A 25,347-nucleotide genomic window follows, 5' to 3' on the forward strand; every position below is an offset into this window, starting at 1 on the left:
GGGGTGATCCCCGCAGGGCGTCGAACGCACTGCCGCCGAGCTCTCCGACCTCCCGACACGTTCGACGTCCGAGGAGACACCCCGGCGCGCGCCCGACCCCGGCACAACCGGCCCCCCGGTATATCCCGCCCGAGCGGCGCAGCCAACCGGCGCCCGGCCCCGACACAACCAGCCCCCTGCCGCTCGGCCCCGTCCCAACCGGCCCCACCCCTGCCGAACCGCCGGAGGCAACCCGCGGCGCAGCCAAACCCACCCCTGCCGAACCGCCGGAGGCTAGCGGCGGTCTTCGATGCCGATCGCCTCCCGCAAGTCCCTGTGCGCCTGGCCCCATTCGCCCTCCTGCTGCTCCAGGAGGGCGGCGGCGATGGCGTCGAGTTTGTGCTGGATCGCGGCTTCGGCCCGGCGCTCGGAGTTCTTGAGCAGGGCCAGGAGCAGCAGGGCGACGGCGCCCATCGCGTCGCCCACCAGGTGCTGCCAGCTCGAGTCCAGGCCCGCCAGGTGGACCGCGACGAAGGCGGCCACAGCAGGACGCACAGGAAGGAGAAGAGGGGGAGCTGGTGAAGTTCGACGCGAGCTTCGCGAAGCGGCTGAGCCCCCTTCCCGCCCTGCTTCGCCGGATGCTCCAAGGTCATGCCCCGCGCCTGCCCACGCGCGGCCCCTCGAACCCCCCGGAGGCCACTCTTTGTGAAGATATCGCGCCAGACTGGCGAGATACCTTCCCCACAAGCGGTCATTTTCGCTCAGCAAGTGTCATCCACGGTCACCGGGCATTGATGCCGTCCTCCCCGCTCGGAGCCACGACAGCGTGCGGAACCGATCCTTCGAGGCCTTTCAAGGATGGCCGAAAACAATGTTCCACTATCGATGAGCAGACATCATCCGGCCATTCAATGCGAGTTGACCGGGTAGCGCGGGCCGACCTAAGGTTTGGACCAGTACTGCCCAGTACCCCATATCCGGCTTGACATTTTCTCCGCTGCACTCCGCCCGGGCGGACCGAGGAACGGGCATTTCGCGCCGACCGCACTCGTGGAGTCGCGTGTCGCTTTCGCCATTTGCCCGCCGGCCCGCACCCGGTGCGAGCATCGACTTCCGGCACTGATTGAGGCTGAGAATGCTTGACGAATCATTATCGCCGTTGCCCGCTGCCCCGGACGAAATCCCCTACGCCACCGTCGTCGACGCCCTGCACGCCCACGCCGCCCGCATTCCGCAGGACGCCCTGTTCACCTTCCTTCCCGACGGCGAGGAGGCGGAACCCTCCCTCACCTTCGCGACGCTCGACGCCCGGGCGCGCGCCGTCGCCGCGGACCTGCGCGCACAGGTGGAGCCGGGCTCCCGGGCGCTCCTGCTGTTCACTCCCGGCCAGGACTTCGTCGTCGCCTTCTTCGGATGCCTGTACGCGGGCGTGGTCGCGGTGCCCGCCTACCTCCCGCACCCCGCGCAGCGCGCCCGTGGACTGCTTCGGCTGGCCGGCATCGCCGAGGACGCCCAGCCCGCCGCCGTGCTGACCACCGCGGACATCCAGGCGGTCATCGAGACGACGGCCCGCACCATTCCGGAAATCCGGGGAACGGCGTGGCTGGCGGTCGACACGATTCCCGAGGAAAACGGAGCGGAATGGTCCGCCGCGGCCCCGGATCCGGATTCCCTCGCATTCCTGCAGTACACCTCGGGTTCCACCGGGCAGCCGAAGGGGGTGATGGTCACCCACCGCAACCTGGCCCACAACATCGACCTCATCCGCACGTCGCTCGGGATGGACGCGTCCACGGTCGTGGTCGGCTGGCTGCCGCCCTATCACGACATGGGACTCATCTCCATGATCATCCTGCCGGCGATGCTGGGGATCCATTCCGTTCTGATGCCCACCGTGGCGTTCCTGCAGAGCCCGGTGCGCTGGCTGCGCGCGATATCGACGTACCGGGGGACGCTTTCGGCGGCCCCCAATTTCGCGTTCGACCTGTGTACGCGAAAAGTGACCGATGAGGACCGCGCGTCGCTGGACCTCTCCTCCTGGACCGTCGCGACGAACGGCGCCGAGCCGGTTCGCGCGGAGTCGATGATCCGGTTCGCCGAGGCCTTCGCCTCCACGGGCTTCCGTCCGGAAACCATCATTCCGGTGTACGGGCTCGCCGAGAGCACGCTGCTGGTGAGCGGTGCGCCGCTCGCGCGGCCGTGGACGTTCCGCTCCTTCGACGAGAACGAGCTGGAGCGCGGTTTCGCGGAGCTCGTCCCGGAGGACGACCCGAACGCGCGCGTGCTCGTCAGCTGCGGCGTCAGCCGGACCCTGGACGTGGCCGTCGTCGACCCGGAGAAGCACATCCGCTGCCTTCCGGGACAGGTCGGTGAGATCTGGGTCGCGGGCGAGAGCGTCGCCGTCGGCTACTGGCAGCGCCCCGACCTCAGCCGCGAGGCCTTCGAGGCCACGCTGGGCGACAGCGGCGAAGGCCCGTACATGCGCACGGGGGACCTGGGCTTCCAGACGGAGGACGGCCTCTTCGTCTGCGGCCGCATCAAGGACGTCATCATCGTGGGCGGGCGCAACCACTACCCCCACGACATCGAGCGGACCGCCGAGAGCGCGCACCCCGCGATCCGCCCCGGATGCGTGGCGGCCTTCGGCGTGGAGCGCGACGGCGAAGAGGCGGTGGTGGTCGCGGCCGAGCTCCGCCGGGAGGCCGCCGGCGCCGCGGACGCGGCGGAGCCCGAGGGCGTGGCGAACGCGGTGCGGCGCGCCGTGATGCAGGAGCACCGGCTGACCGCGCGCGACGTCGTCCTCCTGCCCGCCGGAACCCTTCCCAAGACGTCGAGCGGGAAGTTGCAGCGCGGCGAAACCCGGAAGGAGTACCTGGCCGGCCTCGATCCGTGGAACGCGAAGCGCTGACTTGCACGACAGCAGAACACAGGGGGAAGCACATGACGGACACGGAGCTGGAAACCTGGCTGCGCCGGCGCATCGCCGAGCTGGCCCACATGGGTTCGGGCGACGACATCTCGGCCCACGAACCGCTGGCCGCGTACGGCCTGTCCTCGATCGACGCGGTCGCGCTCGCCGGTGAGATCGGCGCCCGCCTCGGCCGGAAGGTCTCGCCGACGGTCGCGTACGAACATCCCACGCTCAGGGAGATCCTGGACCACCTCCAGGGCACGCGGCCCGACCGGGCCGCCCGCAGCGCACCGCGCCGCGCGGCCGCCGGACCGCGGCCCGGCGAACCGATCGCGATCATCGGCATGGGGTGCAGGTTCCCCGGGGCCGACGGCCCGGAGGCCTTCTGGGACCTCCTCGAACAGGGCGTGGACGCCATCGGGCGGATCCCCGACGAGCGGTTCTCCCGCTGGGGCCGCGGGAACAGCGGCACGGACCGCGCCGGCCTCGGCGGCTTCCTCGACCGCGTCGGCGGCCTGGACCTCGACTTCTTCGGCATCGGCGAACACGAGGCCGCCAAGATCGACCCGCAGCAGCGGCTCGTGCTGGAGGTCGCCTGGGAGGCCGTGGAGGACGCGGGAATCGACCCGTACGGCCTGGCCGGTTCACCCACGGGCGTCTTCGTCGGCATCTCCAGCTCGGACTACCGCGACGCGCTGTCGAACGCGCCGTCGGCGGACGCCTACTCCCTGCTGGGCGGCGCCTCCAGCGTCGCCGCCAACCGGCTCTCCTACGTACTGGACCTGCGCGGACCGAGCCTGACGGTCGACACGGCCTGCTCCTCGTCCCTCGTCGCCGTCCACCTCGCCTGCGACGCGATCCGGCGCGGTGAGTGCGGCACGGCCATCGTCGGCGGGGTCAACGTGATCCTGAGCCCGGCGATCACCGAGGCCTTCGACGCCTCGGGCGTCATGGCGCCCGACGGGCGCTGCAAGGCCTTCTCCGCGCAGGCCGACGGCTACGTGCGCAGCGAGGGCGCGGGCGTCGTCGTACTGAAGCCGCTGAGCGAGGCGCTGCGCGACGGCGACCGCGTCTCGGCGGTGATCCGCGGGTCGGCGGTGACCTCCGACGGGCGGACCAACGGGCTGCTGGCGCCGAGCCGTCAGGCGCAGGAGGACGTCGTACGCCTCGCGCTCGCCCAGGCGGGCGTCGCACCGTCGGAGGTCGGCTACGTCGAGGCCCACGGTACGGGGACGGCCATCGGCGACCAGATCGAGGCCGCCGCGCTCGGGAGCGTACTGGGCCGGGGCCGCGCGGCGGACCGGCCGTGCGCGATCGGTTCGGTGAAGACGAACGTCGGGCACCTGGAGGCGGCGGCGGGCATCGCCGGCCTGATCAAGCTCGCCCTGAGCTTCGAGCACAAGGCCCTGCCGGCCTCCCTGCACTGCGAAGAGCCGAACCCGGACATCGACTTCGACGGGCTCGGGCTGCGCGTGCAGTCCTCGCTGCGGCGCTGGGAGTCCCCCGACGAGGTCGGCGTGGTCGGGGTGAGCTCCTTCGGCTTCGGCGGCACCAACGCGCACGCGGTCCTCGGCCCGGCCCCGGAGGCGGAGCCGGTGGCCGTCGCGGAGCACCCCGTCGGGCTGCTGGCGCTGTCCGCGGGCACCGAGGCGGCCCTGCGCGCGCAGGCCGCGGACCTCGCGGAGTGGGCCGGCGGGCTGAGCGCTGCCGAACTGAGCCGGGAGACGGCCGCGGCGACGCTGCTGCGGGGCCGCGGCGGGCCGCGGGGGCGCGATGTCCGCGCCGCGTTCGCCTTCGCGGACAAGGACGAGCTCCTCGCCCGGTTGCGGGAGGAGTTCACGGCCGCGCGCCACGTGCCGGACGACGCGGGCGTCGTCTTCGTGTTCCCGGGGCAGGGCGCCCAGTGGCTCGGGATGGGCCGGGCGCTGCTCGCCGCCGAGCCCGCCTTCGACCTGGCCGTCTCGCGCTGCGAGCAGGCGTTCGCACCCCATGTCACGTGGTCGCTGCGCGAGGTCCTGACCCAGGAGGACGCCGCCCCGCTGCTGGAGCGGATCGACGTCGTCCAGCCGGCGGTCTTCGCGATGCAGGTGGGTCTGGCGGCCGTCTTCCGGTCCTGGGGCGTGCAGCCCGCCGCGGTCATCGGCCACAGCATGGGCGAGGTCGCGGCGGCCCACGTCTCGGGGGCGCTGCGCCTGGAGGACGCGGCGCGGATCATCTGCCGCCGCAGCGCCCTGATGATGCGCCACCGGGGGCAGGGCGCCATGGCCCTGGTCTCGCTGCCCGTATCGGACGTGCGCAAGGCCCTGGAGCCGTACGGGGAGCGCCTCTCGCTCGCCGCGCACAACGGTCCGGCCACCACGATCGTCTCCGGGGAGACCGCGGCCGTCGACGCGTTCGTCGATGCCATGGACGCCAAGGGCGTCTTCTGCCGCCGGGTCAAGGTGGACGTGGCCTCGCACTGCGCCCTGCTGGAGGACCTGCGGGAGGACCTCCTCTCGGAGCTCTCCGGGCTGTCGCCGCGCCCCGCGGGCATCGCCTTCCACTCCTCCCTCACCGGGGAGCGCTTCGACACGGACGGGCTCACCGCCGAGTACTGGTGGCGCAATCTGCGCGAGCCGGTGCTGTTCGCCGACGCCGTCCGCGGCGCCGGGGTGGCCGGCCACCGGGTGTTCCTGGAACTGAGCCCGCACCCCCTGCTGTCGGTCTCGGTGACCGAGTGCCTGGAGGACGAGGACCGTCCCGTGGCCGCCGTGCCGGCGATGCGGCGCATGGACGACCGGGCCCCCTACGAGTCGGTCGCCGCGCTGTTCGAGGCCGGGTGCGAGATCGACTGGCGGGCCTTCCACGGCGGCGCGCCCCGGCCCGGCACGCGGTTGCCCGCGTACCCCTGGCAGCGCCAGGAGCACTGGATCGAGCCGCCCGGCCCGCAGGCGGACGGGACGCTGGTCACCGGTTCGCTGCCGGTGATCCGCGACCACCGCGTGCAGGAGCGGGCGATCGCGCCCGCCGCGTGGATGCTCGACGCCGCCCTGAAGGAGCTGGGCTCCGGCCGGGCGGGCGGGTACGGGCTCGACGACGTCCTGGTGACCAACTCACTGGCGGTCGCCGAGGGCGAGTCCCGGCACGTACGGGTCTCCCGGCGGATGCGCGCGGGGAACGAGCCGTACCTGTCCGTGGAGAGCCGCGCGGCGGACGAGCCGGGCTCGGCGTGGGAGGAGCACGTCACCGCCGCGTGGTCGGCCGCCGGACCCGTGCCGCCCGCGGTCGATCTGTCCGCGGTCCGGCGGCGCTGCCCCCGGCCGGTCGAGCCGCAGGCCCTGTACGAACACCTCGCGGCCTCCGGTCTGTCGTACGGGGACAGCATGCGGATGGTGACCGGGATGTGGCTGGGCGAGAAGGAGCTGCTCACCGAGCTGGCACCGCCCTCGTCGCGGACCCTGGGCCGCCCGCTTCCCGCGGACGTCGCGGACGGGGCGATGCAGTCGATCGCCGGGCTCTCCTTCGACGCCGGCGCCAAGGGGACCTTCGTCGGGTTCGGCTACCGCCGCGTCGACGTCTTCGCGCCGTGGTCCGGTCCGGCCCTGGCCCACGTACGGCTGCGGGGCGAACTCGACGAGGACGAGGACGCGGACACCTTCGACTGCGACGTCGCGGTCCTCGGCCCCGAGGGCCGGGTCCTCGCGCAGTTCACGGGGGTGTCGCTGAAGCGGATCCGCACCCGGCACTCCCTGCGGTTCTTCGCCGTGGACGAGCGGCCGCGGGCCCGGCCCGCCGAGCCGGCCGCCCGCCCCCGCCAGGTCGTCCTGCTGACCGGGGACGCGCAGCGGTGCGCGCCGCTGGTGGAGGAGCTGCGCGGGGGCGGCGCCGACTGCACCGTCCTGCCGCTGCCCGAGGGCGAGGACGGCGTGGCGTTCCTGGAGGCGCAGCCGGCCGCCGCGCGCCTGCTCGTCGTCGAGCCGGAGCGCGAGGCCTTCCTCGCGCTGCTGCGCTGCGCCGCGCGGACCGGGCCGGCGCCCCGCCGCGTGCTCGCGCTGGTGAGCAGCGACGTGGCGCTGCCGCCGCTGCTGCGCGCCCTCGAACAGGAGAGCGTGACCTGGTCGGGTCGGGCCGTCCGGATCGAGGCCGACGAGCTGGCGACGCGTGAACTCGCCCGTGACATCGCGGCGGAACTCGCCGTACCGGCGGACGCGTTCCTCGTCCGGTACCGGCACGGGGAGCGCACGCTGCCGTCCCTGACCCCGGTGGAGCCCGGCTCCGTACCGGCGGACCTCAGGCCCGGTGGCGTGTACTGGATCACGGGCGGTCAGGGCGGTCTGGGTTCGACGCTCGCGGTCACCCTCGCCCGCGAGGCGGGGGCCCGGGTGGTGCTCACCGGCCGCCGGGAGGAGGTCGACCCGCGGCTGGAGGAGGCGGTGGACGCCGCCGGCGGACGGCTGCTCTACCTGCAGGCCGACGTGACCGACGCGGCCGCCGTACGGGGCGCCCTGGACCGGACGCTGCGTCAGTTCGGCGCCCTGCACGGAGTGATCCACACCGCGGGGATCCTGGACGACGCGCTGATCGAGTCCACGCCGCCCGAGCGGATGCACGCAATCATGCGGCCGAAGGAGCTCGGCGCCCGGATCCTCATCGACGCGGTGGCCTCGGAGGACCTGGACTTCATCGTCCTGTTCTCCTCCATGGCCAGCCTGTTCGTGACGCCGGGCCAGGGCGCCTACGCGGCGGGCAACGCCACCCTCGACGCGCTGACCGGCACCGGGCGCAGCCGGCGCACACCGGTGCGTACGCTCAACTGGGGCCCGTGGGCGGAGCTGGGGATGGTCGCGGACCCCAAGTACCAGCGTCAGCTGCTCGAATCGGGCCTGCACCCGATGTCCCCGGACGAGGGGGCACGTGCGTTCCTGCTCGCCCTGGCCGGCTCCCACCCGCAACTGGCGGTCCTGGACGTGCGCGACGAGGTCGCGGACGGGCTGGTGGCCCGCTTCAACCGCGGCTCCGGCGGCGCCGGGACGCCGCGGGCCCGCGCCACGGCACGGCCGGAGGGCGCTGCGGGCTCCGCGGCCGACTTCGTCCGGGCGGAGCTGGCCCGTGCGCTGCGCCGCTCGCCGGGCGAGATCGACACCTCGGTCCGCTTCGACCGGCTGGGGGTCGACTCGCTGCTCGCCGTCTCCATCACCCGCAGGATCGGGGCCCACTTCGGGCTCGAACTGCCGGCGACGTTCATGTTCAACCACCGGACGGTGGACGCCGTCGGGCTCCATCTGGAAGGCCTGCTCGGGACGGCGGATCCCCAGGAGGACTCCCGGGAGGAGGCGGGTTCCGGGGCGTCGGCGCCGAGCGCGCAGGAGATCACGCTGGACGAGGCGGAGCGCCACAGCACCGTCCGCGGGTACACCGTGGTCGCGACCCCGTCCGGGCTCGACATGCGGCTCCAGGACGTGCCCGTGCGCAAGCCCGCGCCGGGTGAGGTCGTCATCGACGTGCACGCGGTCGGCGTCAACTTCATCGACGTCCTGGCCTCCACCGGTTTCCACCCGTTCCTCTCCAGCCCGCCGTTCGTCCCCGGGCACGAGGTGGCCGGTGTGGTGCACGCGGTGGGTGACGCGGTCGAGCACGTCCGGCCCGGCGACGCGGTCATCGCGCTCACCCCGCAGGGGGGTTACGCGGCCCGCGTGACGACGGAGGCGTACACGGTGGCTCCGCTGCCCGCCGGTGTCTCCTCCACCGACGCGGTGGCCATGCTGATCAGCGGTCTCACCGCCATCGCCTGTCTGGAGCGCGAGGCCCGCGTGGACCCGGGCGACCGGGTGCTCGTCCAGGCCGCGGCCGGGGCGACGGGCACGGCGTGCGTGCAGCTGGCGCTGCACCACGGCGCGACCGTGTTCGGTACGGCGAGCACGGAGGCCAAGCTGGAGCACCTGCGGGCGCTGGGCGTCCAGCACCCGATCAACTACGCGGAGGCGGACTTCGCCGACGCGGTCCGGGAGATCACGCCCGACCAGGGGCTCGACCTGATCGTCGACTCCCTCTCCGGGGACGCCGTGGGCAAGGGCCTCGCCCTGCTGCGGTCGGGGGGCCGCTTCATCGAGATCGGGGCGGCGGGGGTGCTCGACCTGGCCGTGAACGGCCGGGACCTGTTCATGAGCAGCCGCTCCTTCTGCACGGTGAACGTCGGGGCGCTGGCGCGTGATCCGTCCAGGCTCCGGCCCCTGATGGACCGCCTCGTCGAGCTGATCGACGCGGGCGTGTTCCGTCCCGCCGTGGGTGGGGTCTTCGCTCTGGAGGACGCCCCGCAGGCGATCACCCGGCTCCGCAACCGGGACAACATCGGCAAGTTCGTCATCACCGTTTCTTAGGATGGTCGTGGAAGAATCGCGCAGTCGATCAGAGTGGAAGCAGATATTCCGCACGTTTGCCGATGAGGTGATGGCACCGCACGTACGCCACTACGACGAGGCGCGGACGTACCCCGTCCCGATCCACGAACGGGCGGCGGCGCAGGGGATCCTCAACGCGGCCTTCCCCGAGGAACTGGGCGGCGCCGGGCTCTCGTACACCGAGTTCGCCGAGGGCATCGCCGAACTGTCGGCGGTCTGCCCCGGGATGACCTGGACGCTGGTGTTCAACCGCGGCGCCCTGCACCCCGTGGTCGCCGCCGGCACCCCGGAGCAGAAGGAGCTCTTCGTCACCCGGCTCCTGAAGGACAACGGGTACGCGGCGCTCGGGCTCACCGAGCCCGAGAACGGCTCGAACCTGCTGGCGGCCACCACCCGCGCCGTGCGGACCGATGCGGGCTGGCTGCTCAACGGCGGCAAGTGCATGTCCGGCAACGGGACCGTCGCCGACGTGTTCCTCGTCCTGGCCAACACGGTGATGGACAACCGCAAACGCGGTCTGTCGTTCTTCGCCGTCCCGCGCGATGCTCCTGGTGTGACCGTGAGCGAGGACATCGAGAAGGCGGCCTTCCGCTGCCTTCCCACGCCCTCGGTCACCTTCCGGGACGTGGTCCTGGAGCCGGTCAGCCTGATCGGACGGGCCGGTGACGGCGAGTTCCTGCTGAACGAGCTCCTGGCGACCATCCGCATCGGCGGGGCCGCGTGCGGCACCGGGCTCGTGGCCGCCATGCTCAAGGACGCGCTGACGTGGGTGGGCGAGCGCCGGGTGTACCCGGACGACCGCATGGACACCCTGAGCCACGTACAGCTGACCCTGGGGCGGCTGTACGTGGAGCTGTGCGCGGCGCGGAAGCTCCTGGAGGAGGCCACGGACCTCGCCGATCAGGGGCTGCCGTTCGGCAAGGAGAGCTCCATGGCGAAGTACGCCGCGACGGAACTGGCCGTGCGCGCGTCGAACGAGATCCTCCAGCTGTACGGCTGGCGCGGCATCGCCGCCGACTACGGGGTGGAGAAGCGCTGGCGCGACGCGCGCGCCCTCACGATCTTCGAAGGATCCAGCGAGATCCAGCTGTTGAACGTGTTCCGGGAGATGCGCAGGATGGCCACGAGCGAGGGAGGCCTGTAATTCCGTCGACAGAGATGACCACGGAGACCGTGCGCGCCGACGACGGCGCCACGGCCGACGTCCGGCTGTACCGCAGCACCGACGATCCGGCGGCCCCCGTCCTGGTGTGCATGCCCGCCATGGGCACCAGGGCCGCCGCCTACACCCCGTTGGCGGAGGCTCTCGCCGGGGCGGGCTTCCAGGTGGCCGTCGGTGAGCTGCGGGGCCAGGGGACGAGCTCGGTACGGGCGGGGCGCGGGGTGCGCTACGGCTATCACGAGATCGTGGCGTACGACTTCCCCGCGCTGTTCCGCACGGTCGCGGCCGCCTTCCCCGGAGCCCCGCGCCACCTCCTGGGGCACAGCCTCGGGGGGCAGCTCGGCACGCTCTACCTGAGCCAGGAGCCGCACATGGCCGCGGGCGCGGTCCTGGTGGGCGCCCCGTCCTGCCACTACCGCGGCTGGCCGTTCCCGCGGAGCCTGGGGATGCTCGCGGGGTTCCAGCTCGCGGCCGCGTTCTCCTCGGCGTACGGGTACTTCCCCGGCCGGCGCATCGGAGTGCTGGGCAACGACTCCGCGCAGATCCTGCGGGACATGGCCACCCAGGTCCGGACGGGCCGCTACGACGTGCCGTCCTCCCCGGTGGACTTCGAGCCCTGGCTGGCCAAGCTGGACCTGCCGGTGCTCGCGGTGACCGTCAAGGGCGACGGGATGGCCCCGCCCGCAGGGGTGCGGGGGCTCAGCGACAAGCTCACGAGCGCGCGGGTGACGCACTGGGAGCTGGTCCTCGGCGAAGGGGTGCGGGGCAGCCGGCACTACGGGTGGATCCGGGACCACGCCTCGCTCGTCGAACGGGTGAAGGCCTTCGCGGACCGGGCCTGACCGCCCGGGGTGAGGGCCCGTGCGCGGGCCGGTCAGCCCGGGCGGGACGGGGAGGAGGCGCCGGAGGTCAGCAGCCGGGGGGCGCCGGTGCCGTCGGCGGGCACGGTCCACAGGTCCGTGCTGTCGGCCGCCCCGTCGGTGGGCAGGGCGTAGGCCAGGGTCCGGTCGTCGAGCCAGGCGGCCTGGTCGTCCACACTGCGCTTCTCGGCGAGCGCGTGCTCGCGGAGCGTGCCCAGGTCCATGACGTGTTCGCGCCACAGCGTGGCTCCGGGCCGCACCCGCTTCTTGTACGCGATGCGGGTCTCGTCCGGCGACAGGGACGGGCATTCGACGTTCTGCGCCAGGGTGGTGACGGTACGCCGGGAGATCGACCCCCTGACCAGATGGGTCTGGCCGGCGGTGGCGAGGGTGGCGTAGAAGGTGTCGTCGTCCTTGGAGAAGGTGACGCCCCAGAAGTTCACGTCCTGGGCGCGGTAGTCCCGGCCGTCCATGGAGATGGCGAACTCCTCCAGACTGGATTCGAGCTTCCCGGTCCGCGTGTCCAGGATCGCGGTCCGGGTGGAGAAGAACGCGGAGCCGTAGGACTCGCCCGAGACGAAGACGGTCCAGGCGGCGAACCGGCCGCTGGGCGAGACGCGGGCGCGGCTCGGGGTGCCCGCGAGCGGCAGGCTGCGCACCGTGCGCAGGTCCGCGTCGACGATCAGGGCCTTGTTGTCCTGGGCGAGCGCGCCGGGCGAGGAGCGCAGGCACACGCCGGTGCCCGCGGCGGCGTAGAAGCGCTGGCAGTTGAGGTCGGAGGCGGTGCGCGCGGACTGCGGCGCACCGGCCGGGACCGAGGCGAGGGCTCCGCGGTGGGGGCCCTGTCCGCTGTTGAGGAAGACCAGTTCGCCCGGCCGGCTGAGCGTGACGCCGCCCGCGGCGATCTCCGGGCCGCCGGTCCCCGGCCGTCCGGCGCGGTCGGCGGCGCGCATCACCAGCACGGCGGCGAGGCCTCCGAGCGACAGCACCGCCACCGCGAGGACGAGCAGGCGGCGTGACAACGACAGCGTCATACGGGGGGCCTCACGGGCTTCGGGTCGGATCGGGAAGGGCGGGCGCGTCGGCAGACGGGTCGGCGGGGGCCCCGCCGGGGGCCTCGGGGCGCAGGACGTATCCGGCGACGGCCGCGCAGCACAGCAGCCCGGCCGCCGCGGCGGCGAGCGCCGGGCCGGTGCCCCACAGGCTCCACGCCCCGCCGAAGGCCAGCGAGCAGCCGAAGCGGGCCAGCGCCTGGCCGGTGCCGACCAGGGCCAGGCCGGTGGCGCGCAGCCGCCCGGGGACGGTGGCGGCCACGGCGGCGGGCAGCACCCCGTCGGTGGCGGCGTAGAACATGCCGTGCAGCGCGAGGACGAGGTAGGGAAGCGGCGGCCAGTCGGGGGCCCACAGCAGCAGCCCGTACCCGGCCAGCAGGAGGCCGTGCCCGGTCAGGAACACCGTGCGCCGGCCGATCCGGTCCGCGAGGCTCCCGGCGGGGACGGCCAGCAGCAGGAACACCGCGGCAGTGCCCAGCGGCAGCAGCGGGAACCACTGGTCGCCGATGCCGGTGCGGCGCTGCAACAGCAGGTAGACGAAGGCGTCGCTGACGGTGGTGAGGCCCAGCAGGACCGCGCAGAGCGCCAGGGCGCGCAGCCGGGGCAGCCGCAGCAGGGCCGCCGCGTCGCGCAGCCGTACGGGGTCCGGGCGGGCCTCGGCGCCGCGGCCGCCCGCCGGCCGGGGCGGCGGGGCCTCGCCGGCGCCCGACGGGACGAACAGCATGAGCACCACGACACCGAGCACCGCCACGCACGCGCTGACGCCGAAGACCGCGTCGTAGCCGTCGACCGCGACGCTCAGCACGAGGAACGCGGCGAGCGGGCCGAGCAGCGCCCCGGTGGTGTCCATGGCCCGGTGCACGCCGAAGGCGCGGCCTTGCGCGTCCGCCGGGGAGGAGAGGGAGATCATGGCGTCGCGCGGTGCGGTGCGCAGGCCCTTGCCGGTGCGTTCCAGCGCGAGGATCACGCTGATCGGGCCGAGGCTGTGGGCGAGGAGCAACAGCGGCTTGCACAGGGCGGAGAGGCCGTAGCCGATGCCGGCGATCAGCTTGTGGTTGCGGACCCGGTCGGCGAGGTGGCCGCCGGTCAGCTGCACCAGGGCGCTGACCCCGTTGTAGAGGCCGTCGAGCGCGCCGAAACCGAGCGGGCTCAGGCCCAGCCCGGCGATCAGGTACAGGGGCAGGACGGCGGTGACCATCTCGGAGGAGACGTCGGTGATCAGGCTGACCGTGCCGAGGGCCAGCACCGCCGAACCGACCGCGGGGGCCCGTAAGCGTCTGCCGTCCGGCGCGGTCCGCGTGTCCGCGGGCGAGGGCGCGGAGCGGTCCGCGAGGTACATGCTCTGGAGCTCCCGGTGCCGACGGTCTGAGTCACTCGAACGTGCGAAACCCTAATCGTTGTACGGGCCAACGGTGGGGCGTACGGCCCGATTCGGCCGGACGCCCCGATCGGCCCGGTCAGCCCTGCCGGCTGCTCTCGTCCCGCAGCCAGGTGGAGAAGTCCTGGTTCCGGATGGCCTTGCGGGACCCCCTGCGGGCGGCGAGCGCGGCCACGACGAAGACCAGCACCCCGGGGAGCAGCCGCGGCTGCGCCCGGAGGAGGGCGCGCAGGTCGGACGTGCCCGTACGGGCGGACGGCGCGGCCGCACCGGCGCGTTGCGAGGCCTGGAAGCGCTCGAACTCGGCGGAGGAGGTCGCCGCGCGGATCCGCCGCCGGACCAGGTCGGACCAGGTGCGCGGCGGGTGCACGACGACCCGGGCCGCCTCGACCACGCGCCGCTCCCCCGGCCCGAAGGCGAGGGACGCGGCCAGGTCGTCGGCCATCAGCGGGGGCAGCGCGGCGATCCGCGCGTGCCCCGGCTCGGTCACCGCGATGACCCCCCGCCCGAACAGGCCCTCGCGGACGGCCGGGAGCCGCTGCCACACCCGGTAGTACGCCCGGACCGGCCAGGCGCAGCCGGCCAGCGGGATGTCGCGGCCGGGGGCGGCGGCGAGCAGGTCGGGGCTCCCGGCGAGCGCGCCGGTCAGGGCCCGTACGTCGGCGGCACCGACGACGACGTCGGCGTCCACGTAGAGGCGGGGGAAGCCCCGCGCGTGCTCGTCCCCGACCCGGAGTGCCTTGTGTTTGGAGGGAGTCGGGATCTCCACGACGCGTACCCGGGGGCCGCGCGCGGCCGCCACCCGTGCGGTGTCGTCCGTACAGCCGTTGCACACCACGACGATGTCGGGGCCGTGGGTGTCGGTGGGGGTGTCGGAGTCGGCGTCGGCCAGGAGCGCGTCCAGGAGCCGGCCGATGACCCGGCCCTCGTTGTGGGCCGGTATCACGATGCTGGTCACCCGGGCAGTATGCACGGTCGAACACCCGAGCCAGGCGATTCCGTCAACTCTGCCCGGGGGTAGGCCCGGTGGACTAGATTGAGCGGCGCCGAGCGGTTTCGGCGAGAGGTACGGGTTCGGCTGCCTGGGGGAACATGCAGCCGGCCGGGGGGTAGTACGCGGAACACGCAAAGCATCGGTTGTGGGGGGCCATCACCGTTGAGCAGGTCATGCACGGGTCGCGCAGGCGTCCGGCGTGCCCTCGACGGCTCTTCCCTCCATCCCACGCGCCCCGGCCACGAGTTGTCGGCACGCCGTCGGCGTGCGCGGAAGGAAGGGGAACGCTGTGAAGCCCAACACTGTGAAGGACACCGGCGCGAAGGCCGCCGGTCAGGCGGAGCCGTTAGGCGTCGCCGTGGTCGGTGCGGGCTACTGGGGCCCCAATCTCGTGCGCAACTTCCAGTCCAGTCCGCAGTTCCGGCTGCGCTGGCTCTGTGATCTGAACGTCGACCGGGCCCGGCAGGTGCTCGGCGGTTACTCCACCGTCCAGGCGACCTCGGACTACGCGGCGGTCCTCGCCGATCCGGCGGTCGACGCGGTGGCCGTGGCCACCCCGGCCGGAACGCACCTGGACGTCGCGCTGGCCGCCCTGCGCGCCGGCAAGCACGTCCTGGTGGAGAAGCCCCTCGCGGCCACGTACGAGGACGGGCTGCGGCTCGTCAACGAGGCCGAGGAACGCGGTCTCACGCTGATGTGCGACCACACGTACTGCTACACCCCGGCGGTGGGCCGCATCCGGGAGATGGTCCGCTCCGGCGAACTCGGCGAGATCCACTTCGTCGACTCGGTACGGATCAACCTGGGGCTCGTCCAGAAGGACATCGACGTCCTGTGGGACCTGGCCCCGCACGACCTGTCGGTCCTCGACTTCATCCTCCCGGACCACGTCCGGCCCGTCGCCGTCGCCGCGCACGGAGCCGACCCGATCGGGGCCGGACAGTCCTGCGTGGCCTATCTGACGCTCCAGCTGAGCACCGGTGCCATCGCGCACGTGCACGTCAACTGGCTGTCCCCGACGAAGGTGCGCACCACCATGGTCGGCGGCTCCAAGCGCACCCTGGTGTGGGACGACCTCAACCCCTCCCAGCGCGTGGCCGTGTTCGACCGCGGCGTGGAGCTGAGCACCCCGCAGGAGATCGGCGCGGACGAGCGCCGCGACATGCTCGTCTCCTACCGGACCGGCGACATGGTGGCGCCCGCGATCGGTGAGAAGGAGGCGCTGCGCAGCATGGTCGAGGAGTTCGCCGCGGCGATCGGCTCGGGGCGGCCCGCGCTGACCGACGGGCGGGCGGGCCTGAAGGTGCTGGACATCCTGGAAGCGGCCTCCCGGAGCCTGGAGTTCAAGGGCGCGGTCGTCGGACTGCGCACCGGCCGCTGACCGTTCGCCGGCCAGTGACACGAAAGACGATGAACGACTCAGTGGGGGCAGGGCGTTGAGCAGCGTACGAGGCAAGAGGATTCTGGTCACCGGCGGAGCGGGCACCATCGGCTCGCACCTGGTGGACCTGCTGGTGGACAACGGGGCACGCGAGGTCGTGGTGCTCGACAACTTCGTGCGGGGGCGGACGGCCAACCTGGCCCGCGCCCTGCCGAGCGGCGTGGTGGAGGTCGTCGAGGGGGACATCCGCGACCTGGCCGCGGTGCGCAAGGTGACGGAGGGCGCCGAGCTGGTGTTCCACCTGGCGGCCATCCGGATCACCCAGTGCGCGGAGGAGCCGCGGCTGGCGAACGAGGTGATGGTGGACGGCACGTTCAACGTGCTGGAGGCGGCGGCCGGCGCCGGGGTCGGCAAGGTGATCGCCTCGTCCTCGGCCTCGGTGTACGGGCTGGCCGAGCAGTTCCCGACCACCGAGCGCCACCACCCGTACAACAACGACACCTTCTACGGCGCCGCGAAGGCCTTCAACGAGGGGATGCTGCGCAGCTTCCACTCCATGTACGGGCTGGACTACGTCGCCCTGCGCTACTTCAACGTGTACGGGCCGCGGATGGACATCCACGGGCTCTACACCGAGGTGCTGATCCGCTGGATGGAGCGCATCGCCTCGGGCGAGCCGCCGCTGATCCTCGGCGACGGCCTCCAGACCATGGACTTCGTCGACGTGCGGGACATCGCGCGCGCCAACCTGCTGGCCGCCGAATCGAACCTGACCGACGAGGTGTTCAACATCGCGAGCGGGACCGAGACCAGCCTGCTGGAGCTGGCGAACGGCCTGCTGGAGGCGATGGGCGCGGACGGCCTGGTGCCGGAGCACGGTCCGGCCCGCGCGGTGAACGGCGTGACCCGCCGGCTCGCGGACACCGCACAGGCCGCGGAGCGGCTCGGCTTCACCGCCGGGATCGACCTGCGCAGCGGGCTGCGGGACCTGGTCGACTGGTGGCGGGCCGAGCGCGCCGCCGACGCCGCCGCGGCATCGGCGGCAGCGGCGGCCGACAGCGCGGCCGGGGAGGCCGGCCGATGAGCGCGCAGGATCCCGTACCGCCCGCCCGCATCCCGGTGATGGTGCCGTGGCTGGGCGAGGCCGAGGCGAAGGCCGCGGCCGACGCCGTGCTCTCGGGCTGGGTGGCCCAGGGCCCGCGGGTCGCCGAGTTCGAGCGGGCCTTCGCGGAGCGGGTGGGCGCCGAGCACGGCATCGCGGTGAGTTCCTGCACCACCGCCCTGCACCTGGCCCTCGTCGCGCTGGACCTGGGCCCGGGCGACGAGGTGATCGTCCCCTCGCTGTCCTTCATCGCCACGGCCAACGCGGTCCGCTACGTGGGCGCGCGGCCGGTGTTCGCGGACGTCGAGGAGGCCACCGGCAACCTCACCCCGGCCACCGTGGACGCGGTCCGCACACCCCGTACGAAGGCGGTGCTCGCCGTCCACCAGGGCGGGGTGCCCGCGGACGTGCACGCGCTGCGCGCGGCGTGCGCCGACTGGGACGTCGCCCTGGTGGAGGACGCCGCCTGCGGCATCGGCGCGACGGTCGGCGGCAAGTCGGTGGGCCACGGCGCCCTGCTCGCCGCCTGGTCCTTCCACCCCCGCAAGGTGATCACCACCGGCGAGGGCGGCATGCTGACCACGGACGACGCGCAGTGGGCGGAGCGGCTGCGCCGGTTGCGCGAGCACGGGATGAACGTGTCGGCGGCGCAGCGGCACGCGAGCAGCAAGCCGATCGTCGAGAGCTACCTGGAGGTCGGCTACAACTACCGGATGACCGACATCCAGGCCGCGGTCGGCCTGGTGCAGCTCGGCAAGCTGGACGAGATCGTCGCCCGGCGCCGGGCGCTGGCGGCCCGGTACGAAGAGCTGCTGCGCGACGTGCCGGGGCTCACCCCGGTCCGGGACCCCGCTCACGGCCAGGGCAACTTCCAGTCGTACTGGGTGCTGCCGGCCGAGGACTTCCCGGTCGGCCGGGACGAGCTGCTCGCGGCGCTCTCCGAGGCGGGGATCTCGGCCCGGCGCGGGATCATGGCCTCGCACCTGGAGCCGGCGTACGCCGGGCACGGGGCGGCGCCGCTGCCGGTGACCGAGCGGATCAGCCGCGATTCGCTGATCCTGCCGCTGTTCCACACCATGACCGACGCCGAGCAGGACCGGGTGGTGACGGTGCTGCGGGAACAGGCCGGCGGATGAACGGGCCGCGGCACACCGAGGACCTGCTGATCGTCGGCGCGGGCGGGTTCGCCCGGGAGACCGCCCAGGCGGTCCGGGACGTGGCCGCCGCCGACGTGGCGCGGGGCCTCCCGCCGCGGTGGCGGCTCGCCGGGCACCTCGACGACGACCCGGCGCTGGAGGGCCGGGACGTGGACGGGGTGCCGGTGCTGGGCGGCAGCGACCGGGTGCACGAGCTGTGGGCCGCCCGGGTGGTGGTCTGCGTGGGCAGCCCGCGCGACTACGCCGTACGGGCCCGCCTCGTGCGGCGGCTGGGGCTGCCCGTGAACCGCTACGCGACGGTGGTCCACCCCACGGCGGTGGTGTCGGGTTCCTCGGTGCTCGGCGCGGGCTCGGTGCTGCTCGCGCACTGCGTGCTGACGGCCGCCGTCCGGGTGGGGTCGCACGTGGCGGTGATGCCGCAGGTGGTCCTCACCCACGACGACGCGGTCGGGGACTTCGCCACGCTCGCCTCGGGGGTGCGCCTCGGCGGCGGGGTGCGGCTGGGGCGGGGGGCCTATGTGGGGGCGGGCTCGCTGGTGCGCGAGTACACGACGGTCGGCGCCTGGTCGCTGACCGGTATGGGAAGCACGGTCCTGGCCGATGTGCCGCCCGGTGAGGTGTGGGCCGGGAGCCCGGCCCGCCGGCTGCGCGCCGCGGACGCTCCGGCGCTCGACGAGCTGCGGACCGATGGGGAGATGACCGGCCGCCGGCCGGGGACACGGATGGAGAGCCCAGTCGCATGAACCAGATACCGCTCGTGGACCTGAAGGCGGCGCACGCCGAGGTGGCCGGGGAATTACAGGCCGGGTTCGACCGTGTCCTCGCGAACACCGCCTTCATCGGCGGTGAGGAGGTCCGCGCGTTCGAGCGCGAGTACGCCGAGTTCGCCGGCGTGGGGCACTGCGTGGGCGTGGCCAACGGCACCGACGCCCTCGAACTGGCGCTGCGGGCCAGTGGGGTGGGGGTGGGCGACGAGGTGGTGCTGCCCGCCAACACCTTCATCGCGACCGCGGGCGCCGTCGCCCGGATCGGCGCCCGGCCGGTGCTGGTCGACTGCCTCCCCGACACGCTGCTGATGGACCCGGAGGCCGCGCTGGACGCGGTCGGGAAGGCCACCCGGGCGGTGGTCCCGGTCCACCTGTACGGGCAGTGCGCCGCGACCGCGGAGCTAACCTCGCGGCTGCCCGCCCACGTGCGGATCGTCGAGGACGCCGCACAGAGCCAGGGCGCGACCCGCGACGGCCGCTCCCCCGGCAGCGGCGGGATCGCCGCGACCAGCTTCTACCCGGGCAAGAACCTGGGCGCGTACGGCGACGCGGGCGCGGTGGTGACCGACGACGAGGAGAGCGCCGACCTGGTCCGGGCCCTGGCCAACCACGGCGGCGTCGCCAAGTACCGGCACGACGTGGCCGGGTTCAACAGCCGGCTGGACGGCCTGCAGGCCGTGGTGCTGCGGGCGAAGCTGGCCCGGCTGGCGGAGGGGAACGCGGCCCGCCGGGCCGCGGCAGCCCGCTACGACGGCCTCCTCGGCGAGCTCGCGGCGGCCGGCCGGATCACCCTGCCGGTCACGGCGGAGGGCAACGTCCACGTGTGGCACCTGTACGTCGTACGGGTCGCCGGAGCGGACCGCGACGCCGTCGTCGGCAAGCTCAACGCGGAGGGCATCGGCGCGGGCGTGCACTATCCGGCCCCGGTCCACCTGACCCCGGCCTTCGCCCACCTCGGGCACGGCCGCGGCGCCTTCCCGCACGCCGAGGAGGCCGCGGACCGGATGCTCTCCCTGCCCCTCTTCCCGCAGATCACCGCCGCCCAGCAGCAGCGGGTCGTGGACGCACTCAGCGCCGCCCTGCGCTGACGCCTCCCGGTTCACGCAAACAAATGAGGTACAGATGAACAAGCGGAGAAGGCTGCTCCGGTTCCGGTACGGTCTTTTCACCGTGGTCGCCGCCCTGGTGGCCACGGTTCTCTCACCGGCCTCGGTGGCCGGTGCCGCCGACCCCTGCGGTCCGACGTCGAACGCCGTCGTCTGCGAGAACTCCAAGCCGGGCACACCGATGTCGGAGTGGTTCGCACCCAGCGCCTGGGGCGACATCAAGGGCTTCAGCGCCCAGATGAGCGTCCAGGCCGGCGACACCGTGCAGTTCAAGGTCCAGTCCCCCTCCCCGTACCGCGTCTCGGTCTACCGGCTGGGCTACTACGCGGGCGACGGCGCCCGGCTGCTGTCGACGGAGGCCCAGGCCGCCCAGACCTACCCGGCCAACTTCTCCCAGGGCGGGAACCCGAAGTCCTGCACGACCAAGGCGTCGACCGGTCTGGTCGACTGCGGCAACTGGCCCGTGACGGCGACGTGGAGCGTGCCGTCCAACGCCGTCTCCGGCCTGTACATCGCCAACTTCGACCAGGCGGACGGCAACGGCCTGATGCCGTACCCGTTCGTCGTGCGCAACGACTCCAGCCACTCCGACATCCTGGTGCAGACCAGTGACCAGACCTGGCAGGCGTACAACAACTACGGCGGCCAGGACCTCTACGACGGCGGCGGTCCCGCCCCGGACGGGCGTGCCTACGAGGTCAGTTACAACCGGCCGATGGACATCGGCGGGGAGAACGGGATCTACGGCTCCGAGTACCAGATGATCTCGTGGCTGGAGCGCAACGGCTACGACCTCAGCTACATGTCCGGGATCGACATGTCGGTGCGCGGCGCCTCCCTGATGCAGAACCACAAGGTGTTCATGTCCTCCGGGCACGACGAGTACTGGACGCAGGAGCAGTTCACCAACGCCCTGAACGCCCGGCGCGCCGGGCAGCACCAGACGTACTTCGCCGGGAACGAGATCTTCTGGAAGACCCGGCTGGCGCCGAGCATCGACGGTGCCAACACCGCCAACCGGACACTGGTCTGCTACAAGGAGACCAAGCTCTCCTTCCCGGTGCCCAACGGCGTTCCCGACCCGAGCGGCACCTGGACGGGCACCTTCATGGATCCGGCCAGCGCCACCAACGGGCGTCCGTACCAGCCCCAGAACCAGCTGACCGGAACGCTGTTCACGGTCAACGGCTACCGGGCGGACGCGATCACCGTGCCGGGCGCGTACGCCAAGATGCGGCTGTGGCGCAACACGACCGTCGCGAACCTGACCCCCTCGCAGACCGCGACCTTCCCGACCGGAACGCTCGGCTACGAGTGGGACTCCGACATCGAGGACGCGGCGCGGCCGCCGGGACAGATCAAGATGTCCTCCACCACCGTGGACATCGAGGACGGCAAGTACCGGCTGGACTACGGCAACACCTACGGAAACGGCACCGCGACGCACAGCCTGGTCGCCTTCCGCGACCAGACCTCGCACGCGCTGGTCTTCGGCACGGGCACGGTGCAGTGGTCGTGGGGCCTGACCAACATGCCGACGGGCAACCCGGACGACACGGTGGTCACCGAGGACAAGCGGATGCAGCAGGCCACCGTCAACGTGTTCGCGGACATGGGGGTGCAGCCCAAGAGCCTGCAGGGCAACCTGGTCCCGGCCACCGCGTCCACCGACGCCACCGGGCCGGCCGTCACCGTGACGAGCCCCGCGTCCGGCGCCACCGTGCCGGCCCTGCGGCCCGTCACCGTCACCGGCACGGCGGCCGACAGCGGTGGCGGCGTGGTGGCCCGCGTGGAGGTCTCCACGGACGGCGGGACCACCTGGAAGGCGACCACCGGCGTCGGCTCCTGGAGCTACACCTGGACGCCGACCGCACCCGGCTCCGTGCAGATCAAGGTCCGCGCGGTGGACGACAGCGTCAACATCGGGGCCGTCACCACGGTGCCGCTGACCGTCGGCCCCCAGCAGTGCCCCTGCACCGTGTGGCCCGCAGCCGCGGTCCCGGGGACCGTCAACGCGGGTGACGGCAGCGCGGTGGAACTCGGCGTGAAGATCCGCACCACGGCGGCCGGTTCGATCACGGGAGTCCGCTTCTACAAGTCCCCGGCCAACACGGGCACGCACACCGGCAGCCTGTGGAGCTCCACCGGTCAGCGCCTGGCCACGGGCACGTTCACCAACGAGACGGCCTCCGGCTGGCAGCAGCTGAACTTCGCCACCCCGGTGCCGGTCAAGGCGAACACCACGTACGTCGCCTCGTACTTCGCCCCGCACGGCGGGTACTCCTTCGACAACACCTTCGCCTCCGCTTCCGCGGGGCTCGCCCCGCTGACCGCGCTCAAGAGCGGTACCGACGGCGGCAACGGCGTCTACCGCTACAGCGGGACGGGCGGCTTCCCGAACACGGCGGCGAGCGGCAGCAACTACTGGGTCGACGCGGTCCTGGACACCTCGGCCGCGAGCACCACACCGCCCACCGTCACCTCCACCTCGCCGCAGTCCGCGGCGACCGGCACCCAGATCACGGCCTCGGCGACGGCCACCTTCTCCACGGCCGTCGACTCCGAGACCCTGGTGTTCACCCTGAAGGACTCCGGGGGTGCCAACATCCCGGGTACGAAGGTGATGGGCGCGGCCAACAGCGCGACCTTCACGCCGTCCAGCGAACTCGCCCTGAACTCGACGTACACCCTGTCGGTCCAGGCGAGCGACCTGTGGGGCAACACGATGGCCGCACCGGTCACGTGGAACTTCACCACCAGTCCCAACCCGCCCACCGTCAACTGCCCGTGCGGCCTGTGGCCGAACACCGCCACGCCGAGCACCACCAACGTGGTGGACGACGCCAACTCCGTGGAGCTGGGCACCCGTTTCCAGTCCGCGGTGAACGGCTACGTCACCGGTGTCACCTTCTACAAGGGCCCCGGCAACACCGGCAGCCACACCGGCAGTCTCTGGGCCGCCGACGGCACCCTGCTCGCCACCGGAACCTTCGGCAGCGAGACCCTGACCGGCTGGCAGCAGCTCAAGTTCGCCACCCCGGTGCCGGTCACCGCCGGCACCTCGTACGTGGCCTCCTACCACGCGCCGAACGGCAACTACTCGGTGGACGGCGGCTACTTCGCCGGTGCGCACCGCTCCTACCCGCTGGTCGCACCGGCCGACGGAACGGGCGGCGCCAACGGCCTCTACAAGTACGGCGCGAGCACCACCTTCCCCACCAACACCTTCGGCTCGGTGAACTACTGGGTCGGTCCGGTCTTCACCACCACCCTGCCGAACGGACTCCAGTCGGACGGGTCCACGGAGGTGGCCGGCCAGTGAGCACGGTCAGCGTGGTCATCCCCTGCTACAAGTACGGCCACTTCCTGGCCGACTGCGTCAAGAGCGTCCTGGACGAGCAGGAGGGCGTCGACGTCCGGGTGCTGATCATCGACGACGCGTCCCCCGACGACTCCGCGGACGTCGCGCGCGCCCTCGCGGCCGCCGACCCGCGGATCGAGGTCCGGGTCCACGAGCAGAACCGGGGCCACATCGCCACCTACAACGAGGGCCTGCTGGAGTGGGCCGACGGGGACTACGTGGCCCTGCTGTCGGCCGACGACCGGCTGGTCCCCGGGGCCCTGGTGCGCGCCGCCGCCCTGCTCGACGCGCATCCGGAGGCCGGTTTCGCCTACGGCCGGCCGCTGCGCTTCCTGCACGGCGGCCCGCTGCCCGCGGCCCGCACCCACAGCACGGGCTCCGTCGTCTACCCCGGCCGGTGGTGGCTGGACCGACGGTTCCGGGAGGGCACGGGCTGCATCACCTCGCCCGAGGTGGTCGTCCGCACCAGTCTCCAGCGCAAGGTCGGCGGCTACGATCCCGAGCTGCCGCACGCCGGTGACATCGAGATGTGGATGCGGCTCGCGGCGCACGCCGACGTGGGCTACGTCCAGGGGGCCGACCAGGCCTTCTACCGGGTCCACGGCAACAACATGTCCACCACGGACTTCGGCGGACAGCTCGACGACCTGCGCCAGCGCCTGGTCGCCTTCGACTCGGTGCTCGACAAGTGCGCCGACCTGCTGCCGGGCGCCGACCGGCTGGCACTGGCGGCGCGCACCCGGCTCGCCCGGTACGCGCTGCGGCGCGCCTACCGGGCGTACGACCGGGGGCGCACGGCGGTGGTACCGGTGGACGAGCTGGTGGAGTTCGCGGCCGAGTGCCTGCCCGGCCGCTACACCTCGCTGGCCGAGTACCGGGCGCTGCGCAGGCGTCGGCGCATCGGGGCGCGCGTCATGCCCTACCTTCAGCCTCTGGTGCTGTCGGCCGTGGCCGACAGGGGGCGCGAGTGGCTGTGGTGGCGGTCCTGGAAGCGCCGAGGGATCTGATGCCCCGTCTCCACCGGTTCTCCCGGCGGGTCCTGCGGACCGGCGTCGGCGCGCTCGCGCCGACGCCGGTTCCGGCGCGTCAGGAGCTGGTCGGTCCACAGGGTCGCCGCCACGCCGGCGACCGCGGCCAGCAGGGCCACGCCGGCCAGGGCGCGCACCCGGTCGCCGGTCCGCGCGACCGCGTTCGGCTGCACCAGGAGGTCCACGCTCATCCGGGCCCCGGCCGGGATGCCCTGCTGCGTCTGGAGATCGTTCAGGTGCCGGGTGTAGACCTCGATGATCTTGCGTACGGAGGCGTCGGCCGCCGCCGGGTCGGAGTGCTCCACCTGGATCTGGAGCGAGGGGATCAGGTGCCGCGGGGTGACGCTGGTGCCGCTGTTGCGCGGTGTCATCCGGTAGGTGCCGGTGACCCCCGCGGCCGTGAGCTCGGCCGCGCCGGCGGGCGAGCCGAGCTGCTGCACCACCCCGTACGAAACGGCGGCGAGCGGCGGTTGGAGGTTCGCGAGCTGGTTCGGCTGGGTGCTGGTCACCGGCGGTTTGAGCACCACGATCGCGGAGCTCAGGTAGACCGGTTCGGGCCGCAGCACCGCCATCGCTCCCGCGGCCGCCAGCAGCACCGCAACGACCAGGACGTACCAGCGCCGGCGCAGCGCACGGACCAACTCACCAGGCGACACGGGGATCCCTTCCTTCATGACCGATCTTTGCAGGACCCGGGTAGGTCCGCCATCAAATCCGCTACCCGGCAGGGGT

The 25,347-nt window shown here is 72.9% G+C and carries 16 protein-coding genes; 11 read left to right on the forward strand and 5 right to left on the reverse strand.

Annotated elements, in window-relative coordinates:
* Window positions 1-273: 273 nt before the first annotated feature.
* Window positions 274-534: a hypothetical protein gene (locus AB0D29_RS25220; protein WP_362857253.1), complete on the reverse strand. Its 261-nt coding sequence runs from the start codon at window positions 532-534 to the stop codon at window positions 274-276.
* A 604-nt stretch (window positions 535-1,138) separates the two neighbouring features.
* Between AB0D29_RS25220 and AB0D29_RS25225 the strand changes: the two genes are divergently transcribed.
* The 4 genes from AB0D29_RS25225 to AB0D29_RS25240 are packed head-to-tail and all read left to right on the forward strand — an operon-like array spanning window position 1,139 to window position 11,271.
* Window positions 1,139-2,887, forward strand: a complete 1,749-nt coding sequence (locus AB0D29_RS25225) for a fatty acyl-AMP ligase (RefSeq protein ID WP_362857255.1) — start codon at window positions 1,139-1,141, stop codon at window positions 2,885-2,887.
* A 32-nt stretch (window positions 2,888-2,919) separates the two neighbouring features.
* Window positions 2,920-9,246, forward strand: a complete 6,327-nt coding sequence (locus tag AB0D29_RS25230; protein WP_362857257.1) for a type I polyketide synthase — start codon at window positions 2,920-2,922, stop codon at window positions 9,244-9,246.
* 1 nt (window position 9,247) lies between these two features.
* Window positions 9,248-10,411, forward strand: a complete 1,164-nt coding sequence (locus AB0D29_RS25235) for an acyl-CoA dehydrogenase family protein (protein WP_362857258.1) — start codon at window positions 9,248-9,250, stop codon at window positions 10,409-10,411.
* Window positions 10,412-10,425: 14 nt separating this feature from the next.
* The gene (locus tag AB0D29_RS25240) at window positions 10,426-11,271 is read left to right on the forward strand and encodes an alpha/beta fold hydrolase (protein ID WP_362857260.1); all 846 of its coding nucleotides are present in this window, start codon (window positions 10,426-10,428) and stop codon (window positions 11,269-11,271) included.
* Window positions 11,272-11,303: 32 nt separating this feature from the next.
* On the opposite strand, the gene AB0D29_RS25245 is transcribed toward AB0D29_RS25240, so the two are convergent.
* The 3 genes from AB0D29_RS25245 to AB0D29_RS25255 all read right to left on the reverse strand — a co-directional run bounded on the left by AB0D29_RS25245 (window position 11,304) and on the right by AB0D29_RS25255 (window position 14,677).
* A complete protein-coding gene (locus AB0D29_RS25245; protein ID WP_362857261.1) occupies window positions 11,304-12,323 on the reverse strand; it encodes a TolB-like translocation protein in 1,020 nt (339 codons plus the stop codon).
* A 10-nt stretch (window positions 12,324-12,333) separates the two neighbouring features.
* Window positions 12,334-13,680, reverse strand: coding sequence for an MFS transporter (locus tag AB0D29_RS25250; RefSeq protein ID WP_362857263.1), 1,347 nt, complete (start codon window positions 13,678-13,680; stop codon window positions 12,334-12,336).
* Between the two features lie 118 nt (window positions 13,681-13,798).
* On the reverse strand, window positions 13,799-14,677 hold the full coding sequence (locus AB0D29_RS25255) for a glycosyltransferase (protein WP_362857265.1): 879 nt from the start codon (window positions 14,675-14,677) through the stop codon (window positions 13,799-13,801).
* Between the two features lie 325 nt (window positions 14,678-15,002).
* Here AB0D29_RS25255 and AB0D29_RS25260 point away from each other — a divergent pair, with 325 nt between their 5' ends.
* Genes AB0D29_RS25260 through AB0D29_RS25290 form a run of 7 tightly spaced genes read left to right on the forward strand, consistent with a single transcriptional unit; the run spans window position 15,003 to window position 24,594 of the window.
* Window positions 15,003-16,094, forward strand: coding sequence for a Gfo/Idh/MocA family oxidoreductase (locus AB0D29_RS25260; protein WP_362857267.1), 1,092 nt, complete (start codon window positions 15,003-15,005; stop codon window positions 16,092-16,094).
* A 55-nt stretch (window positions 16,095-16,149) separates the two neighbouring features.
* Window positions 16,150-17,178, forward strand: a complete 1,029-nt coding sequence (locus AB0D29_RS25265) for an NAD-dependent epimerase/dehydratase family protein (protein WP_362857268.1) — start codon at window positions 16,150-16,152, stop codon at window positions 17,176-17,178.
* Window positions 17,175-18,332, forward strand: a complete 1,158-nt coding sequence (locus AB0D29_RS25270; protein ID WP_362857270.1) for a DegT/DnrJ/EryC1/StrS family aminotransferase — start codon at window positions 17,175-17,177, stop codon at window positions 18,330-18,332. Before AB0D29_RS25265 ends, AB0D29_RS25270 begins: the two co-directional genes overlap by 4 nt.
* On the forward strand, window positions 18,329-19,096 hold the full coding sequence (locus AB0D29_RS25275; protein ID WP_351287029.1) for a NeuD/PglB/VioB family sugar acetyltransferase: 768 nt from the start codon (window positions 18,329-18,331) through the stop codon (window positions 19,094-19,096). The genes AB0D29_RS25270 and AB0D29_RS25275 overlap by 4 nt, the downstream gene beginning before the upstream one ends.
* Window positions 19,093-20,208, forward strand: coding sequence for a DegT/DnrJ/EryC1/StrS family aminotransferase (locus tag AB0D29_RS25280; protein WP_362857271.1), 1,116 nt, complete (start codon window positions 19,093-19,095; stop codon window positions 20,206-20,208). The genes AB0D29_RS25275 and AB0D29_RS25280 overlap by 4 nt, the downstream gene beginning before the upstream one ends.
* A gap of 34 nt (window positions 20,209-20,242) precedes the next feature.
* Window positions 20,243-23,548 carry a DUF4082 domain-containing protein gene (locus tag AB0D29_RS25285; RefSeq protein WP_362857273.1) on the forward strand — a complete coding sequence of 1,102 codons (3,306 nt, stop codon included), beginning with the start codon at window positions 20,243-20,245 and terminating at the stop codon, window positions 23,546-23,548.
* A complete protein-coding gene (locus AB0D29_RS25290; RefSeq protein WP_362857275.1) occupies window positions 23,545-24,594 on the forward strand; it encodes a glycosyltransferase in 1,050 nt (349 codons plus the stop codon). The genes AB0D29_RS25285 and AB0D29_RS25290 overlap by 4 nt, the downstream gene beginning before the upstream one ends.
* Here the strand turns inward: AB0D29_RS25290 and AB0D29_RS25295 are convergent.
* A complete protein-coding gene (locus tag AB0D29_RS25295) occupies window positions 24,513-25,271 on the reverse strand; it encodes a hypothetical protein (protein ID WP_362857277.1) in 759 nt (252 codons plus the stop codon). The genes AB0D29_RS25290 and AB0D29_RS25295 overlap by 82 nt on opposite strands.
* Window positions 25,272-25,347 lie beyond the last annotated feature (76 nt).

It is taken from the genome of Streptomyces sp. NPDC048424, assembly GCF_040651555.1.
Classification (GTDB): Bacteria; Actinomycetota; Actinomycetes; order Streptomycetales; family Streptomycetaceae; genus Streptomyces.

Excerpts from the sequence above, each read along its gene's own strand:
- AB0D29_RS25230 (WP_362857257.1), top strand. The coding sequence starts at position 2,920 with ATGACGGACACGGAGCTGGAAACCTGGCTGCGCCGGCGCATCGCCGAG.
- AB0D29_RS25235 (WP_362857258.1), top strand. The coding sequence starts at position 9,248 with ATGGTCGTGGAAGAATCGCGCAGTCGATCAGAGTGGAAGCAGATATTC.
- AB0D29_RS25240 (WP_362857260.1), top strand. The coding sequence starts at position 10,426 with ATGACCACGGAGACCGTGCGCGCCGACGACGGCGCCACGGCCGACGTC.
- AB0D29_RS25245 (WP_362857261.1), bottom strand. The coding sequence starts at position 12,323 with ATGACGCTGTCGTTGTCACGCCGCCTGCTCGTCCTCGCGGTGGCGGTG.
- AB0D29_RS25250 (WP_362857263.1), bottom strand. The coding sequence starts at position 13,680 with ATGTACCTCGCGGACCGCTCCGCGCCCTCGCCCGCGGACACGCGGACC.
- AB0D29_RS25270 (WP_362857270.1), top strand. The coding sequence starts at position 17,175 with ATGAGCGCGCAGGATCCCGTACCGCCCGCCCGCATCCCGGTGATGGTG.
- AB0D29_RS25275 (WP_351287029.1), top strand. The coding sequence starts at position 18,329 with ATGAACGGGCCGCGGCACACCGAGGACCTGCTGATCGTCGGCGCGGGC.
- AB0D29_RS25280 (WP_362857271.1), top strand. The coding sequence starts at position 19,093 with ATGAACCAGATACCGCTCGTGGACCTGAAGGCGGCGCACGCCGAGGTG.
- AB0D29_RS25285 (WP_362857273.1), top strand. The coding sequence starts at position 20,243 with ATGAACAAGCGGAGAAGGCTGCTCCGGTTCCGGTACGGTCTTTTCACC.